Raw genomic sequence first — 17301 nt, 5'->3', positions numbered from 1 at the left:
CATAATATCAGAGGATTAAGGGTATGTTTGAGATACTTTAACTAATACTGTGACTTCTGATTTACTTTTAGAAAGTGTAATGCATTGATTTTAAATATAGTTTAAGGTGTTACTTTGAATTTTATAATTGTCTGAAATTAGTTGCATTTGTAGGTGTATTACATGTTTATCTTTAAAGTTATTTTGAGAATATGTGTTGTGTTGCTTTGTGTATTAGGTGGAACTGTATTAGTGACAACGCTATATGTTAATTTTTTTACTGATAATTGCATTACTTATGATGGTCCATCATTCACCTCGCCAGATAGTAAATTGAATGCCTATGGAACATATACTTCTTGTGAAGGTAGCCCTAGTGTAATGAACATTTGGTTAACAGAAATTGATGGAGACGGGTCTTCAACTCTTGTTTTCGATGCAATTTATACAACTAGCACTAAAATGGATTTGAAATGGGATTCTCATAACGAATTAACAGTTTTATACCCTAAGGAGGTTAATCCTACGACTAATGTTGGCTTTAGCCATGGAATACGTCTTTACTATAAGTCATTTTAACTAGGCAATAACTAACAAGATATATCAATCTTAACTCCCTATATTTCCTGTAATTTAGGAATGATTATTGAAATCTTTGCTCTAAGTTTTTTGTCTAAAATGAGTATGATTTAAATTGAATAGTACATTTGGAAAATGTTATTCCTGTACGCATCAGCAGCTAACTAGATCCAACACAATCCCAAATAATGGACAAGAATATCCAACAAGATCCTAGTATTTATCACTACAGCAAAGGCGTCTCAAGGAATTCAAAATCCTTTTCCGAAAGGAGTGGCGGTTCAAGTCCGCCCTCGGGCACCATATTTAAGTAATAGAGCCTCAGCTAACGCTGGGGCTTTGTTGTATCTGGCACAATGAAAAGCTTCGATTCTCTTTCCTTACGTTATATCCCTGAAAATACTCTCTAGTTAACTCACGTTATTACTCTTAGATAATTTGCCCCTGTCCATATCCGGTACTTTCACGTGCAGAATCTGTGCGGAAGGGGATCAGACTGGATCCAACACTGTCATGTACTTTGAAGATTGTTAGTTTTGCTGGTGGGTATTGATGGCAGTATTAGCATGGGAATAGGTTAGGGGGAGATTCCGCTACTTTACGGTCCAGTTCTTTCTTTTAAGTAGATATATGCTGTTTGTAGTGTGGTTCAAGATTGGTTTTTACGAGGTCTTACGGAGACTAATTAAATATACATATTACCTACTTCAAATAAATGATCATCCATATTTTGTTTATTTTAACTTACGATACATGATGTTATAGTTTATAACTGCTAGCAGGGTGATTGCTTAACGATAAGATCACACTGTTTATACGGTTGTTAAACGCATCATCTTATCGCAGACCTTAATATCATAATGGAATCTTAATGCTTGCCATACCACTACCTTTTGTCATGTCACTGCTACTTGTGATTATCGCCATACTTCTATTCACCAAACTGCCCATTGAGGGAAAAATGCCTTCTTTGTTCATTATCTTGTGTGCAGTAAGTACGCTAGTGGTTGGACTACGCTGGACGTTTGATGTGGCAATTTTCAGGTTTCTACAACCGATTTTTGCGTCGTTTCTGCCAGTTACAGCTTGGTGTTTTTTTGCTAAAGCACACTACAGAGGGCGTATTTCGTTGCTGCACTTGTCAGGACCTATTGTCATCACGGTATGTTCATTTTGGTTCCAATACTGGATTGACGCGATAGATGTCATTTTGACTACGCTCTATTTTGGCTATGGTGCTTTACTAATTCGTTACTCATTCTCGATACCGGAAGACGTTCAGCTTTGTTATGCTGAACGTGTGGTCCTTGCGGAGCGTATTGTAGGTATTATGTTACTTGTGTCTGCTTGCATTGATGGCGTGCTGTCGTTTGATTTTCTTGTTTACGGAGGAGAGCATGCGCTATACATCTTGTCGCTTAGTTATCTTTTTCTTATTCCAACTGTGGTTGTTGGTGTCATCATTGTCGGTTTCAGCACATTTAGAACAGAGCCTGAGACATTATCAGATTCACAACCACATTATCCGACAGATGGTCGAATTGATTCGCCCCTGAAAAGTGTTCAACTGTCAGAGCAGGATGCTAAGAGCATTGTGCGCAAAATTGATGCACTGATGAAGGAGAAAGAAGCGTTCCGCGATCCGAATTTAACCTTGGGTCGTTTATCGCGAAAAATCGGTACTCCTGCGCGGCAAGTTTCAATGGCCGTTAATCAAGTTTGCGCTATGAATATCTCTAAAGTGCTCAATGAGTACCGTATTACATATGCTAAAAAGCTACTTGTTAGTAGTGAAGACAGTATAACTGATATCTATCTTAGTTCTGGTTTTCAAACAAAGTCGAACTTTAACCGTGAATTTGTGCGTATCACAGGGAAAACACCCAGCGTATATAGGTATGATACAGCAGTGCTTTGCGGAAAATAATGATATTAGATTCATACAGGGTACTATCCAGAGTGACGATAGTACCCTATATATTACATGTGGTTAATTTGTTGTGAATAAGTTATGAATCCTAAAATATCCTTAAAGATCTGAGTATGTAGCTCTTGTCTTTTTATACCTGCACCGTCCTTACACACAATTCCATCACCTGGTGTTTCCTCTTCGATGAGAGCTATTGCATTAGGTTTGCATAATTGCATGAAGCTGAAATGCATTGCCTGTTCATACACCTTATAGTGGCGGTTAAATAATGGTAGATGTTCGGCCAGATAACCGGATTCCATTGTTTGGGGTAAATCCCCTATATCGATCCCCGCACCTAAAATCAGTACAGGTGTATTCACCTTACTCATACTTTCTATAGAGAAGCTTCGTGCTAGACCTAGATCTAAAATTATTGCTTTTTTGATTCTAGGATCATAGAAGTTAAAGGATTTGGGCTCTCCAGGCTGTGGTGAAGTTAGTCCAAGCTCGTTTCCTAGGCCACAGGTTCTGGGATTGGGATACAGCCGACACTGCTTTTGAAACGTGTTGCGGTCAAATTTTGCGCCGACTAACTGCATGACGCTCCAGCCTCCCATCGAGTGACCGATAGCAGACACGCTTTCCGTATCAATCACGGTGCGCCAAGCAGTATCTTCCAGTAGGTGATCTAATACACGCACCAAATCGTGAGGACGTTGCCACCACTGCGATGCTTGCAATGCAGAATGGTCAAACGTTGTGGTGCCAGGATGGTTGGGAGCTGCAACCACAAAACCTTTTATTGCCAATTCATTTGCTAGCCAGTTTAGATTTCGCCAGCTGCCGCGATACCCATGCGATAGCAATACAAGGGGGTGTTTTTTTGGGGGGAGCGAGGCATTCTTGATTACTTTAGTACCTACAAAAGCAATATTTTCGGATACTGATATTGATGCTGAATTTTGTGAGGTGGGGTACCAGATAGTGACATCTAACGGACGACTCACATTATCACTTAACTGGAACTGCTGAAACCCAACAGAGCAGGCAGAGGCTACCTTAATAATACATAGAAATATGATAATAAGTACGGCGGATAATTTCACTTGAATAACTCCTGATTTAGACTAAAAGAGGCACCAGTATGTCAATAATCATGATTACAAACGCCCTAAAACAGGATTTAGGACGACCTAAAACAGGTTTTAGTACTTTATTGATTATTATTTCGCAAGAAGTTATACGGTAATTTTTAACGGTAAATTCAATGGCCGTAAATATAGATTAATTATAATTGCTATTGATTCTCATTAATAACCGGGTAGACTGGGTGTTATGTTATAACATAACGCTTGAAGGTCGTAATGAAACAAGGTATACACCCGGATTATCAAAAAGTCGCTTTTCACGATATAGCAGTAGATAAATATTTTATTGTCGGTTCTACGTTGAAAACTAATCGAACTGTAGAAATTGAGGGCATTACATATCCATATGTACCACTGGATGTATCCAGCGAATCGCATCCTTTTTATACGGGCAAACAAAAAACGATCCAAAGTGATGGTCGTGTGGCACAGTTTAATCGCCGCTTTGGTGGATTAAAGAGTCAAAAGGAGGTTTGATATGAAGGTTTTAAGCTCACTTAAAAGCGCCAAGCAGAGACACCCTGATTGCCAGATTGTGAAACGTCGTGGTCGTGTTTATGTTATTTGCAAAGCTAACCCGAGATTCAAAGCGGTTCAGGGAGGAACGAAAAAACGTGCTTAAGTTTTAACATCATGTAGCGAGTAATCTAACCGGATCCAAAGATTTATAATTACTGAAAGGTGTCTCGAGGAATTTAAAATCCGCTTCCGAAAGGAGTGACGGTCAAGTCCGTCCTCGGGCACCATATTTAAGTGATGAAGCCTCAACATATGTTGGGGCTTTGTTGTATCCTGTACTTTGAAGATTGTTAGTTTTGCTGGTGGTTGTCTGTTGCAGTATTAGCATGGTGTTAGGTTAGGGGAAGGAGTGCTGAAAGGTCGCATCAATGCGACCTTTCAAGCCGCTGTATACTACGGTATGATGGTTAAATTCAGAGTATAAGCATTTATGTTGTAACTTATACGACCCTTACAATGTGAATTTTTGTGCTTCATCATTTAAAACGTTCGCCATGCGTGATAACTCATGGCTCGATTCAGCAATATGTCTGACCGCTAGTTCTGTTTCAGTAGTGCCTGTATTGATCGCTTCAATGTTTTGCGCTATCTCATCAATGGTCATGGTTTGTTGTTCGGTTGCGGTGGCAATCTGGACCACTATATCAAAGATACCATTGACCTCGGCCGCGACCTCACTATTGATCTGATTTGCTTGATTGGCAATTTCTTGCACTCTGGTGGTCTGTTCAACATTGGCTGTCATTGTTTCTACAGCGGCATTACTACTCTTCACAATGGCTTCGATAATAACGTCTATTTCTATTGTCGATTTCTGTGTCGATTGTGCAAGATTACGCACTTCATCGGCAACCACGGCAAACCCACGGCCTTGCTCTCCCGCTCGAGCCGCTTCAATCGCTGCATTTAACGCTAACAGATTAGTTTGATCGGCTATTTGCTTAATCACCCCCAACACATTAACAATCCTGTCTGAGTCTTGACGTAGTGTGGCCACCTGCTCGGCAGTGGTTTGCGTTGTTTCACCGAGGGCAACTAATGCACTATAGGTGCTCTCTATATGCGCTGCGCCTTGTTTCGATTTACGCTGAATCTCTTCGCAAATATTAGAGGCCGTGGCTGTGGTGCTGGCAATTTCTCTGATCGTCGCGCTCATTTCTGTTGTAGCGGCGACAACTTGCATTGTTTGTGACTGCTGCTCTGTAACCGCAGCGCTGGTTTCTTCGGTTACTGATGCGAGTTCTGTGGCTGTCGTACCTTGTTGCACTGCCACATTCGACAATTCTAAAATCATTGCTCGTAGATTGTTGATCATGGTATGTAAAGCGGTTTGCAGTGTGCCAACTTCATCATGCGCATGTACTGTGATATTAGCAGTAAGATCGCCTGCGGCCACTTTATCCGCAATCGAGGCGGCAGCAATGATAGGGTTCGCTATTTTTTGGGCAAAGAAAAATCCAATCAAGGCGACAATGACTGCAGAGCCTGCAATAAGCAATACAGAAAGTAATGTGCCTTGTTTAACCGAAGCGAGTGCTTCTGCGTCGTCCATTTCACTGATAATAACCCAACGAAAATCGCCGATTGTAATACTGTCATAAGCAGATAGAACCAGATTGCCGTTGTAATCTTTAATCGTCGCTACACCTTTCTCGCCATTTAAGGCACGGTTAACCGCGTCGGTATCAACACCATTATTTGTGACGTTTCCGGCAAAGCTTGCCTTTAGGGAGTGGCTGGTTGGATCCAGATATGAATCAGAACGCATCAATTTATCTTCACCAACCAGATAACTTTCGCCTGTTTCACCCATGCCATCACGTAAACCCATTATCTTATTGGTACCTTCGCTGGAAATTTGCAGTGCTAATATTATGTCGCTGCCCTGGATGGGGATAGCGATAAATGCAGCGGGTTCGTCATTACTTGGCGCATAAGGTTGGTAATCAATGATGCCATAGCTGCCTGACTGTTTAACTTGTTGAATCAGCGTGCCTAAATTAGAACTGGCATATTGACCAGTTAAAATATTGGTCTGATAATCGGCCTCTTTTGCTTGGGTGTAATAAATTAGGCCCTGTGCATCAATCAAAAATAGGTCGTAGTAACCATACAGCTTGATGTAATCAGTGAAATAGACATCGTAACTATGCTCATCTAAGTTCGGAACCGTATTGGCGAGTATCTGAATATCAGCGTGGCGTTCACTAAAAAAAGTTTCAAGTTGAGCGCGTTTGATTTGGTTAATCGCTTGCAGGGATTGCGATACTTGATACTCAATATTGGTTGAAGATTTCAACGTGCTAATCGTAGTAACAATCAATGCGGGTAACAGGCCCACAAATAAGAAAGCTAACGTTAATTTGGTTTTTAAGCTCCAATAGCGAACATTAAAGATCGAGCGATTCTCTAGGTTTAACATTAATGAATTCCTTTAATAACAGTCCCAATCGGTGCCGAGCCTAAAATTATCCGCAATATACTTTCAGTCTAACTGACGTATTTATAGTGTATTTGCTGTGTATTACAACGAATTACGAGGTATTTTTGGTTTATATGGCGTCTTTTCACTCGAACTTTAATGTATTTTAAAATATTTTAAAATACACATCTTTAGGTACAACCAAAGGAAAATGCACGTACAGGGGGGGCTTTGGATTGGGTATTCACGATATAACTAAACGTATCTAACTCATCTTCAAGAACATATTACTAATCTCACTGCCATTATTACCAATAAATTAAGATTAAAATTAATCAATGCCAATTTAAAATACTTTCCCGTTAACCCAATAAATTTATCATCAACAAAATTAGAAGCATCCGATACAGAAATCATCGGTTTAAAATGTCTATCAGGTAAGACGGGTAATAAATGTTTATTATTACGTTCTCATTGAGTACTCACGAGGCCTAACCATGTCACCGCGCCAAGTCTTGTGCTTATCTGCCGTTATAAAGGCGAAATTCTGAGAGTCTTGATTAATAAGTCATGAAGGTAATCGACCGCTTTTGAGCCCTGAGATTTTTTGCTCCGATACACGGCTACCTCCATCGGTTCTAACGGCCCGAGTCCATGTTCTTTCCCCAATATATCGAGGTGCGGGGGAACACTGCACTGAGTCAATACCGCTATCGCCAGTCCGCTTTCAACCGCTGCGATCTGACCTGCAAGGCTGGAGCTGTTGTACACAACCTTATATCGTCTTCCCTGTAAAGCGAGTGAGTTAATTGCACTTTTCTTCGCAAGACTGGTACTTTCATACACAGCGATGGGAAGAGGATCCCGCCTCCAGGTTTAAAATTGTGAGGCTCCGACCCAGACCATCGGCTCATGAAAGAGTAACGTTCCCCGATTGGCGTTATCTCTGGATACTAAGACTAAATCTAGGTCATTACTCTCGATTCGAGGAATGAGAGAAGTGGACTGTTCACAATACAATTCTATTTCAACACCACCAAATCTTGGGGCGAAGTTTTTCAGTACCGGTGTCAGGTACTTGGCTGCATAGTCGTCGGGAACCCCTAACTTGACCTGACCGACCAACTCTTCCCCATGAAACGCCGCTTGCGCTTCAGAGTGTAAGTCGAGAATTCGTCTGGCATAACCCAAAAATTTTTGTCCTTCTGATGTCAATTCACTGTGTCGACTTCCTCTAACCAGTAATTTGCATCCGGCAGCATTCTCTAGCTTTTTCAGCTGCATACTAACGGCGGACTGTGAACGATGAACGGACATCGTCGCGTTCGATAAAGAGCCAGTATCAACGATAGCGACAAAACTTTTTAACCAATCAATCTGAAAGTCCTGATTACTCATGTATTTGATTTTCGCATGGGGTGGTTCTGAATTATGCGCTTTTCGAGATTGTGATTCTAGTCCATTATCTCGATAGGATTTAATAATGAGAGGTTATGGTTTTTAAGATGCACACAAACGAATTGAAATTTGAATTGAATGCAGTAAAAGCAGGTTTTATCAGTTTAATTCCTATATCTCTGTTTGTATTGGTATTTGGTGTGGCTTTTGGCTTAGCGGCTTCGCAAGCAGGACTGAATCAATCAGCAGCGATATTAATGAGTACGTTTGTCTTTGCGGGGGCATCACAGTTTGGGGTTTTAGAACTCTGGGGGACTCAAGTCCCGGTGCTTCCACTAGCGATCACCGTATTTGCAATCAATGCGAGACATTTGCTTATTGGGGCAACGCTTTACCCCTATATTCAACATCTGAAACCTGCGACACGTTATGGCGTTATGTTAGTTGCTTCAGATGCTAATTGGGCAATATCCATGCGTGCTTTTAGTCTTAATGATTCTTCCAAAGGACTTGGTCTTCTTTTAGGAGGAGGCATTGCACTTTGGTTATTTTGGATTATCGGCACCTGGATTGGCTTCTATTTTGGCAATGCGATACATAATCCGTCGGTCTTTGGTGTTGATATGGTGATGGGGTGTTTTCTCTTAACAATGGTGTTGGAAGGGAAAAAGGAGAGTAAGACATTTTTGATATGGATGGGAGCCGCGGCATCATCCATTGCTGCCTATTTATATTTACTCGAAAACAGTCATATCATTGTCGGGGCATTAACAGGTGGCGTGATAGGAATTTTAATCGGGGAGAAAAATAATGATGATTGATACTTCAGATTTTGGGGTCCTGACTATCGTACTGATAATGGTCGCAGTGACGGTATTGACGCGCTGGGGTGGTATCTTTGTGATGTCGTATATTCCCATCAACTATCGTGTTCAACAGTTTATCGCTGCAATGTCGGGGTCTGTGCTTGTGGCAATCATTGCTCCAATGTTTATCAGGGGAGACATGGGCGCCAAAGTAGCACTATTGGTGACAGTGTTTGGCACGTTAATCATAAAAAGACCTTTAATTGCCATCACTGCTGGCATTGTTATGGCTGCGTTGATCAGAAACCTAGGGTGATGGTCTCGTCGAATACATTCGATTAATAATGTTTAGCTTTATAATCAGGATCTAAACGTATGTTGGGGCTTTGTTGTATCCGGTACTTTGAAGATTGTTAGTTTTTCTGGTGGTTATCTATTAACGCTGATAACACATCAGTCGTGCCATCAGTGGTGATTGGATATGTGTAACGAGATTGGTGGTATATGACATTCCGCTGATTAGCACTATTTAATCGACAGGCTGTAAATAATAATTACTGGCATCAAGCCGTTTTTTTGCTTCAGTTGGCCGATACCAACGTAAATAATAGTCTATAAACGCAACATAACGGGTCGGTACGGCTAACACTAAATATTGTGCATCGACATAGCTTACCCATTTTCTTATGCCACCATAGGATTGTGCAAAAATCCCGTAGCTCTGATCAAAGTCGGTATTAAAATTCGCTATTGGTTGCAGTTTACCTGCTCGCCACAACGCATACTGTTTTTCGCTAAGATGAAAAATAATAAAATTTTGATGTCTATTCGTCGGCGTATTAGAACGAAAAAATAATTCTACACTGTTGTCGCTATGCCGACTCGTCACTAGACCATCAATATACGCACGATCAACCGCTGGACCTTGCTGAGTATTGAAATTTACGTAGCGGCCAACACCAGCTAAGGCTAGTAGCACAGCAACAAACATCAATAGGAATAAAGCCAAAAACATCTTTTTAATCACCTTGTCGACGGTTCCTTAAGATTTATAATTTAATAGCCAACCCAAAAAATTATTGTGCACCGACAATCCTGGCCCACAATGAAAACAAGATTATCATCTTTGCTGTGGTTTTATAAAATTGGACACCTAAATAAGGTGAATTAACTTTATTACTTCAGTATTCCATCTCAAGTTCGCACTCGGGCACCATCTTTAAATGACAAAGCCTCAACGTACGTTGAGGCTTTGTTGTATTTGGCACTATCTTATTTCTGATTCAAAATAAGTTAAGCTACCTTTCCTTACGTTTATCTATTCTTTATCAAAATCTTGATGGCTGAATGATTTATGTATATAAGGCGAGGACATAGCAAGTAAGACCGCACCATAGTCTAAGTTGAACTGTATCTTTTGGCCGACGAGCAAGGCTTCTCCAGATGTTTCAATAACCAGATGATCACTGGTTGATGACACAATTGTTATGCCTGCTGGCGGTTTGAGTCCTGCAACATGCACATCTAGGCGACCTAATGCGAGCAGCGCTTGTGAAACATCCCCTCTATTTGGGAGTGCTGGTTTTTCTCCAAACGCATTTCTTCCTCGCTCCCCCCAAGGTAACGACGGTTTTACTTTCGACTCAATAACTTCGGCTGTGAGCGTGATGGCATCGGTAAATAAGCCTTCGATTGGCTCTTGATATAATGGCTCGCAACCGAGGAAAATGGCTTCACCTATTCGTAGGTTATTAATGCGGCTGCTTGCCTCATGATTAAGTGCCCAATTAATCGAGGCGGAATTACCGCCTGAGATAATGTCTAACTGAATAGAAAATGCTTGTTCGACTTCATCTGCAAGTGCAGAAAGTTGCGACATTTTGTCATTATCAGGTGATATACCATAGCGGCAGGCCAAATTTGTCCCGATGCCTTTTATTACAATATTCGGTAAATTAATGATGTTACCGATAAATGCCAATAAGTTGTTAGGCATTACACCTTCCCGCAGATCCCCTAGTTCAACCATGATAATAATGCCATGGATAATATTTGTTTGGCTCGCAACGAGGGACAGTTGTTCAATCACCGCTATTTCACTGTTAAGGCTGATATTACAATTCTTAACAACGCTTTCAGCTTGACTTAACATGGGAGTGCGGATCAGCATAGTCGGTAATGAAATGCCTGCTTGCCTGATCTTTTCGATATTCTCGACACGGGAATCCGCAATCATATTGGCCCCTGCGCTAATCAAAGTATTAGCAATGATCGGATGGCCTAAACATACTTTAGTGACGGGGGTTACTGATATGCCTTTATGACTTAATCGGTTTATCAACGTTTTAGTATTATGGTAAATTTTAGTGCAGTTGATGTCTACCCTGGGGTAGCTCAAGACGTTAACATCATTTTTCGTTCTAGGTGAGGGTAAGCAGAAGAAACGATTTGTACAAGGTGGTCTGTTGGTTGGGATAGGGCGTCGGTAACCGGTATCCTTAATTGAGTTGCGAAGTCATCAATTGCACTCAGTGTTTCCTGCGAGGACATATCTTCATGATTAAGGGTTAAGCCAATCACGCGGGTATCCGCAAATGTTTCAATCAGGTTTATTTCTGAAGCGACCGTAGGCATCAGTGCTTTAGGGAAATCAGCACGGTATACACGTTTAGGCGCATGTTGCAGAATGACGCTTGTTGGGCAGCTGCCGCGAAGTATAAAAGAACTGGTCGAAAATGCGGGGTGACTCAATGAGCCTTGGCCTTCAATAATGATCAGGTCAGGATTTTCTTGTTCGTATGCTTTGACGATGATCGCTTCTAGTTCACCTGCACAAAATTGCGATGGTACTGCATCTAACGCAACTCCATAAGGTGCGCCTTGAATAATGCCCGTTTGCCCTGTGGCAATCATGACCACGTTAAGCCCTTTGTCTTGTAGTGCTTTAGCTAATATTGTGGCTGTTGTCCGTTTGCCGATGGCACAATCGGTACCCAGGATCGCAATACGTGGACATTTTACATTGTGTATTTCACCGCTAAATGTCTGTAATTCTTCTTTGTTTTTAGGTTTGCGGATATCTAAAATAGTGACGTTGTGTTTTATACTAGCGGCTAAAAAAGTAGGATCCTCACTCAAGAATTCATGTAATCCATTCACTATATTCATCTTTAATGACATGGCATCTAAAATGATCGTTTTTTCAATATCGGATAACAAACCACTTGATGGTGCGATCCCAAAAATGAAATAGTCAGGAACTGTGCCTGCATGGGTGAGTGCTGCTTCCATGTTGGTCAAAATGGGGATGCCATTTTTTTCTTCATTTAGCACTTCACCCGAATTCAAACCGGCCGTTTTGCTATCAATCACCGAGAGAATGCGATAATTGTGTGAATACCTAACAAGGCCATTTGCTGTTTTTCCATCAATTTTTCCAAATTGACCTTCGCAATAAATAATCGCAGTCGGTATTACGGCATCGTTCGTTTCTGTATTTTTGGTGTTATTAAAAGGAAAGATATTCGTTAAATTCTGAGTTGAATCAGACATAATATTACCTAGTGCTTTAAGGCTTAGGAGGGCGACTGAAAAGTGCCGAGATATAACGTCGGAAAATATAATAAGTCCCTACTAAGCGGTAGAGGGGGGGATTTAAGGTAACATAGTTAACACATTTATGTAGATATTTTAACATTTTGAGTTTGGTGTTTGACATTTGATATTTATAATTTGACTTTTATTTGTTGCTATGGCGGGTTTAAATCCAACTTACCGGTATTCAAAATTGGGTAAGGATTGAAGCAAAAACTTAGGGTAGCTGAAGACATAAAAATATCATTTTGTGATTCACCGAAGATACTTAATCTAATTTTTATAGTACTCTAAAGTATTTAATATCAGTTGTAATAGTCAAATGCTTTTAAAGATCGGACATGGAAACAGAGTCATAAAAAATAGACTCATTAATGCAATGGAATTTGTTATTCGAATGGTACTAAAATGCTGGTACTAGATAACCGTACACTGCTTGTCGTGACTGCCCTCATCTCGATTGGCTCCGCAGTGGCGTTGATTGCTCTATGGCGAGCGCAATTACGGCGAAACGGCGTGGGTTTCTGGGCTGCGGGTATGTCTTGTGTGGCGGCGGCCAGTATCTTAATTTCTGGGCGTGGCAGTATTCCAGATTTCCTCTCTCTAGTGGTTGCTAATTCACTCTATGTGATTGGTTTTCAAGTTATCTTGCGTGGAATTAGGGTTTTTACCGGTCGTCCTCCACTGTGGTTATTTGATTTTGGCCTTTTCCCATTAACAGCCTCGCTGTTTTACTATTTTAACTACATCGACCCAAATCTAAATATTAGAATTATGGTGCTTTCCATTGCGTTTGCAATGATCTGTGGTGCTATTGTTTTTACCCTGCTGCGTGAAAAAAATGCCCCTTGGCGATCTGCTGGATTTGCTGTTGCGACGATTTTCGCTTTATTCGGTATTATCCATGGTACACGGGGTATTATCGCTTTGCTGTACCCGTCAGAACACCCTTTTATGTATTCAAACATGACCTCATCGGTAGTGTTTCTGGGGGGGATCTTTATCATCGGCGGGATTGCTATCACCTTAATTCTACTGGCTTACGCAGTGTTAGAATCAGAGTTGCGTATTTTATCGCAAGCAGTAAAACAATCCGCTTCATCGATAATTATTACTGATAGCTCAGGCGCTATTAACTACGTGAATCCTGCTTTAACTGAAAAAACGGGGTACCTTCCTGAGGAACTTATTGGGAAAAACCCTCGTATTTTGCATGCGGGTGAAATGCCTGCTGAGGACTATGATTTTCTTTGGTCATCGCTTGCAGCTGGTAATACATGGCGGGGTGAGTTTCATAACCGTAAAAAGAATGGTGAGCTATTTTGGGAAATTGCGTCGATAGCACCAGTTAAGCAACGAAATGGAGAAATTAGTCATTTTGTCGCAGTGAAGGAGGATATCACCGCCCTAAAAGAAGCCAAGGAACGCATCTATCATTTAGTCTACCATGATACGTTAACTGGCCTGCCTACGCGGAAACTGTTCATGGAACATCTTTTAAAGGCGTTGGCTGGTGCACGACGCAATACTACTAGGGTGGCGGTTTTATTTGTTGATCTGGATGGTTTCAAGAAGGTCAATGATACTTTCGGGCATGATGCTGGGGATCTACTTTTAAAGAAAACGGCAGCACGCTTGTGTGCCTGTATTCGAGATGTTGATACCGTCGCGCGTATCGGTGGCGACGAATTCTTAATATTACTGACCAACCTTGCCGATAATGATTCAATTGCAGAGATCGCTGAACGGATGATTCAAGCTGTCGCGTCGCCATATAACTTGGATTCATTGGAGATGAACATTACTGCTAGTATTGGTATTGCATTATATCCAGATGATGCTGAAAGTAGTCAGGCGTTGGTCAAGCAGGCCGATCTCGCGATGTACGAAATAAAACGCCGAGGGAAAAATAATTACGCGTTCGCAGACGCTAATCACTCCCCCTATTTGACTGAAACGATATAACACTTAGCTAGAAACTATTAAGGGTTAATTGCTGAGGACGTTGTAAACTCGAGAGTAATTTGGAATATCTGGAACCATTTATAATGGCTGCTGGCTTTAAATTTTTCGATACGCGCAACAAACTGTTTCAGAGTGATCTGCAACACAAGGTATTTTTAGCAACATTTATTACGGTAGCGCTTGAGCGTTAGGCCTATATTGCCTACAATAGCGCACTTTTATTCACTACAGGTCACGAACATGAACGACACTAAATCGAAACCAGCTTTACCAGATCGCCTTGCGGGTAATCCACGTAGCCCACATCATGTAGAAGAAGTTTTCCAACATGACATTGGTATTAAGCTTAACGGCAAAGAGCGTTTCGATGTCGAGGAATATTGCATCAGTGAAGGTTGGGTAAAAGTACCGTCACACAAAGCATTAGATCGTCGCGGACAACCACTTATGATGACGATTAAAGGGACTGTTGAACCGTTTTATCGTTAAGACGTTTCAATGAAAACCGATAGTTTAGTCAACGGTGATCCCCTTACTGTGTTGGCGTAATAGTGAAGTCATTTTGCAATGCTACTTAATTATTTGAATCTAAGTTATCGCCAAAAGGGCCTGGAGAGATTTAGGCCCTTTGTATTATTAATTTCCCAGCAAACATGACGAGCATGACCATTCAGCCATAAAGACGCCATTATCAAGGTCGCTTAACGTATGTTGCTTATACGCCAGATATCCTCTCTGTATTATGCCTTTTTATTCATATCACTATTTATTGGTTTTCTTTATTTGTTTTAGGCATGTTGGTATTAACAAGGAAACGGCTGAGCTTGAATGTAGCTTTATTAATTCATGATACAGGTCATGGTCTTACAAATGTATCCTTAGGCCACCGGTATAAATGCCAAAGCCGAACCTGTTCATTCTATCTCCACATTTGACATTTTAGTCTTGTGAGCTTGTGGTGTGTTCGGTAGTATCGGTATTTCTATAGCATATTATATTGGATGAACAAGATGAAGAAAACCCTGTGTGCGGCGATTATACTATCGGCTGCTGGACTATCAGGTTGTGCGTCGACTGAAGCAACGCAAGATAATGTTCATAATACCAATGATATTGAAGTCATGGATGAAGCCGCGCTGGCAATACAAAAAATCAAAGCCTTAGCTGAACATGTTGAACAACAATATGCCGCGGGCAAAGATGAAAATTACGTCTATTTTGCACCTGATAGTTGGAAACGAATTAATTCTGCGGTAAGAACAATGCGGACGCTGGTGGCGAATTTTGATCCCAACGATCAAGGGTTTTTTGGTGGACCATCAGAAAGTAAGGTCATGGATAAAATTGAAGACGCGCAGGAAGCGTTAGATAACGCCGTGCGTATCAAAATATTAGTGTCTGAGTTTTTAACGCAACAACTCGCCGATATTGCCTACTTGTCTCCCCAAGTACATGGTCAATGGCAGAATGAATTAGACGATATTAACGAAAGTACCGCCGACTTAATTGCTGATATTGAAGATGATGATTCAACAGACGGTTATGCAAAGCGTAGCGCAAGGGTACAAGACCGCTTATTGCAACTTGAAATTAGGATTGTTAAAAGTAATTTCTATACGCCACTTGTCAAGAAAATGAAAAAGCTGGATCGAGACTTGATCCCACAAACATATGCGCAGATCCAACAACGTATAGTGCAGTTAAATGATGCGATTGTGCTGGCGCCGCGAAATCAACATATTATCGATACCATTATCGTTAAGGTTGAAGATGATTTACGTCGTGCTGTTAACGTGACGACTGAAGTTAAATGGATCAATCGTATTGATCGTTCGGAAAGTGAAAAAATAGCGTTACGTTATCGTGATGCAATCGCGACCGTGGCATTTGATTTATTTGCAGAAGATATTTCGAGCTTAACTTATATTGAACAAATCGCGTATTTTGATCATGCGCTGCGTAATAAATTGGACCAACAACAAGCGCTCAATGAGGAACAAGCACTGCTGCTCATCCCGCTAACCGAAAAGGTGAGAGACGCATTGATTGAGACTGAAAATTTAGCAGTAACTCAGACTAGCAATACTAATACGGTCGCTGCCGACTAATGACCATGCAGATTGAGCCGCTTACTCCGCATATTGGCGCCTTGATCCATCACGTTGATCTTGTTCATTGTAATGACACTACGTTTGAAGCTGTTTATCAAGCGTGGTTTACGCACCAAGTTATTTTCTTTCGAGAGCAAGTGTTGTCACCGCAGCAACAGTTAACCATTGCTGCGCGTTTTGGGGAGTTAGAACCAACCCATCCTTTTTTTCCTCATGTCGCGCAAGCGCCACAAGTAAGTATTATTGAAACCGTTAAAGGTAAACCGCCATTAGAAAGTTTTTGGCATACTGATTTAACCTGGCGTCAGCAACCGTCTAAAGCGTCGGTATTGCATGCCCAACATGTGCCCCACTGCGGTGGTGATACTTTGTGGTGTTCGATGACCGCGGTATTTCGGCAGTTGCCAGAACAAGATAAAATATTGTTACGTCGATTATCTGCTATGCATGCGTTATTTGCTTTTGATGGTATTGAAAGCAGTGAAATAACCGAAGATTGGCAACAAGATGTGCTTGCGGTATCAGCAACGAATCCACCGGTATCGCACCCTGTTATAACGCGTCACCCAGACACAGGTGAAGAAATCTTATTTATTAATGAACAATTCACCCGTTATATTATTGGTATGAACCGAGATGACAGTAATGCCTTACTTGCTAAGCTGTTTGCTATGGCCAGACAGCCTGAATATCAAGTACGGTTTAAATGGCAGGCCAATTCATTAGCCATTTGGGATAACCGCAGTACTCAACATTATGCGGTGATTGATTATGCCGATAACCCACGTAAATTGCACCGTGTCACAGTTGTGTGATTGAGTCGAATAAAGCGCTATTTAATCGATAAAAAAAGAGAAATGCGTGAGTC

16 protein-coding genes are annotated in these 17301 nt (G+C 41.2%); 10 read left to right on the top strand and 6 right to left on the bottom strand.

Annotated elements, in window-relative coordinates; translation table 11 throughout:
• The first annotated feature begins 162 nt into the window (after window positions 1–162).
• Window positions 163–558, top strand: coding sequence for a hypothetical protein (locus tag PE36_RS01260; protein ID WP_043993578.1), 396 nt, complete (start codon window positions 163–165; stop codon window positions 556–558).
• Window positions 559–1429: 871 nt separating this feature from the next.
• The gene (locus PE36_RS01255) at window positions 1430–2485 is read left to right on the top strand and encodes an AraC family transcriptional regulator (protein WP_006030115.1); all 1056 of its coding nucleotides are present in this window, start codon (window positions 1430–1432) and stop codon (window positions 2483–2485) included.
• Window positions 2486–2538: 53 nt separating this feature from the next.
• Here PE36_RS01255 and PE36_RS01250 read toward each other — a convergent pair whose 3' ends face one another.
• Complete coding sequence (locus PE36_RS01250) at window positions 2539–3576, bottom strand: alpha/beta fold hydrolase (RefSeq protein ID WP_006030114.1); 1038 nt, start codon at window positions 3574–3576, stop codon at window positions 2539–2541.
• Window positions 3577–3834: 258 nt separating this feature from the next.
• On the opposite strand from PE36_RS01250, the gene PE36_RS01245 reads away from it, so the two are divergent.
• Window positions 3835–4095, top strand: a complete 261-nt coding sequence (locus PE36_RS01245) for a type B 50S ribosomal protein L31 (RefSeq protein ID WP_006030113.1) — start codon at window positions 3835–3837, stop codon at window positions 4093–4095.
• A 1-nt stretch (window position 4096) separates the two neighbouring features.
• Window positions 4097–4240, top strand: a complete 144-nt coding sequence (gene ykgO / locus PE36_RS01240) for a type B 50S ribosomal protein L36 (RefSeq protein WP_006030112.1) — start codon at window positions 4097–4099, stop codon at window positions 4238–4240.
• A gap of 348 nt (window positions 4241–4588) precedes the next feature.
• Here the strand turns inward: ykgO and PE36_RS01235 are convergent, their stop codons facing one another.
• Window positions 4589–6559, bottom strand: coding sequence for a methyl-accepting chemotaxis protein (locus tag PE36_RS01235; RefSeq protein ID WP_006030111.1), 1971 nt, complete (start codon window positions 6557–6559; stop codon window positions 4589–4591).
• An 876-nt stretch (window positions 6560–7435) separates the two neighbouring features.
• The gene (locus PE36_RS24505; RefSeq protein WP_006030109.1) at window positions 7436–7957 is read right to left on the bottom strand and encodes a LysR family transcriptional regulator; all 522 of its coding nucleotides are present in this window, start codon (window positions 7955–7957) and stop codon (window positions 7436–7438) included.
• A gap of 107 nt (window positions 7958–8064) precedes the next feature.
• Here PE36_RS24505 and PE36_RS01225 point away from each other — a divergent pair, with 107 nt between their 5' ends.
• Together PE36_RS01225 and PE36_RS01220 are read left to right on the top strand one after the other, a co-directional pair.
• On the top strand, window positions 8065–8778 hold the full coding sequence (locus PE36_RS01225) for an AzlC family ABC transporter permease (RefSeq protein ID WP_157517730.1): 714 nt from the start codon (window positions 8065–8067) through the stop codon (window positions 8776–8778).
• Entirely contained in the window at window positions 8768–9079 is a 312-nt protein-coding gene (locus PE36_RS01220; protein ID WP_006030107.1) for an AzlD family protein, read from the top strand. The genes PE36_RS01225 and PE36_RS01220 overlap by 11 nt, the downstream gene beginning before the upstream one ends.
• 213 nt (window positions 9080–9292) lie before the next feature.
• On the opposite strand, the gene PE36_RS01215 is transcribed toward PE36_RS01220, so the two are convergent.
• The 3 genes from PE36_RS01215 to PE36_RS01205 all read right to left on the bottom strand — a co-directional run bounded on the left by PE36_RS01215 (window position 9293) and on the right by PE36_RS01205 (window position 12315).
• Window positions 9293–9778, bottom strand: a complete 486-nt coding sequence (locus PE36_RS01215) for a hypothetical protein (protein ID WP_006030106.1) — start codon at window positions 9776–9778, stop codon at window positions 9293–9295.
• A gap of 303 nt (window positions 9779–10081) precedes the next feature.
• Window positions 10082–11161, bottom strand: coding sequence for an alanine/ornithine racemase family PLP-dependent enzyme (locus tag PE36_RS01210; RefSeq protein WP_043993576.1), 1080 nt, complete (start codon window positions 11159–11161; stop codon window positions 10082–10084).
• Window positions 11158–12315 (bottom strand): DUF1611 domain-containing protein, encoded by a 1158-nt coding sequence (locus PE36_RS01205; protein ID WP_006030104.1) that lies wholly within the window; start codon window positions 12313–12315, stop codon window positions 11158–11160. The genes PE36_RS01210 and PE36_RS01205 overlap by 4 nt, the downstream gene beginning before the upstream one ends.
• 450 nt (window positions 12316–12765) lie before the next feature.
• On the opposite strand from PE36_RS01205, the gene PE36_RS01200 reads away from it, so the two are divergent.
• From PE36_RS01200 to PE36_RS01185, 4 genes are all read left to right on the top strand, one after another.
• Window positions 12766–14322 (top strand): diguanylate cyclase domain-containing protein, encoded by a 1557-nt coding sequence (locus PE36_RS01200; protein WP_006030103.1) that lies wholly within the window; start codon window positions 12766–12768, stop codon window positions 14320–14322.
• Window positions 14323–14562: 240 nt separating this feature from the next.
• Window positions 14563–14811, top strand: a complete 249-nt coding sequence (locus tag PE36_RS01195) for a DUF3297 family protein (protein WP_006030101.1) — start codon at window positions 14563–14565, stop codon at window positions 14809–14811.
• A gap of 521 nt (window positions 14812–15332) precedes the next feature.
• Window positions 15333–16430, top strand: a complete 1098-nt coding sequence (locus PE36_RS01190; RefSeq protein ID WP_006030100.1) for a hypothetical protein — start codon at window positions 15333–15335, stop codon at window positions 16428–16430.
• Entirely contained in the window at window positions 16430–17248 is an 819-nt protein-coding gene (locus tag PE36_RS01185; RefSeq protein ID WP_006030099.1) for a TauD/TfdA family dioxygenase, read from the top strand. The genes PE36_RS01190 and PE36_RS01185 overlap by 1 nt, the downstream gene beginning before the upstream one ends.
• The last annotated feature ends 53 nt before the right edge of the window (window positions 17249–17301 follow it).

It is taken from the genome of Moritella sp. PE36 (genome assembly GCF_000170855.1).
Taxonomy (GTDB): Bacteria; Pseudomonadota; Gammaproteobacteria; order Enterobacterales; family Moritellaceae; genus Moritella.
Note: the sequence above shows the minus strand (reverse complement) of the source record. Positions and strands in the feature narration are given on the sequence as shown.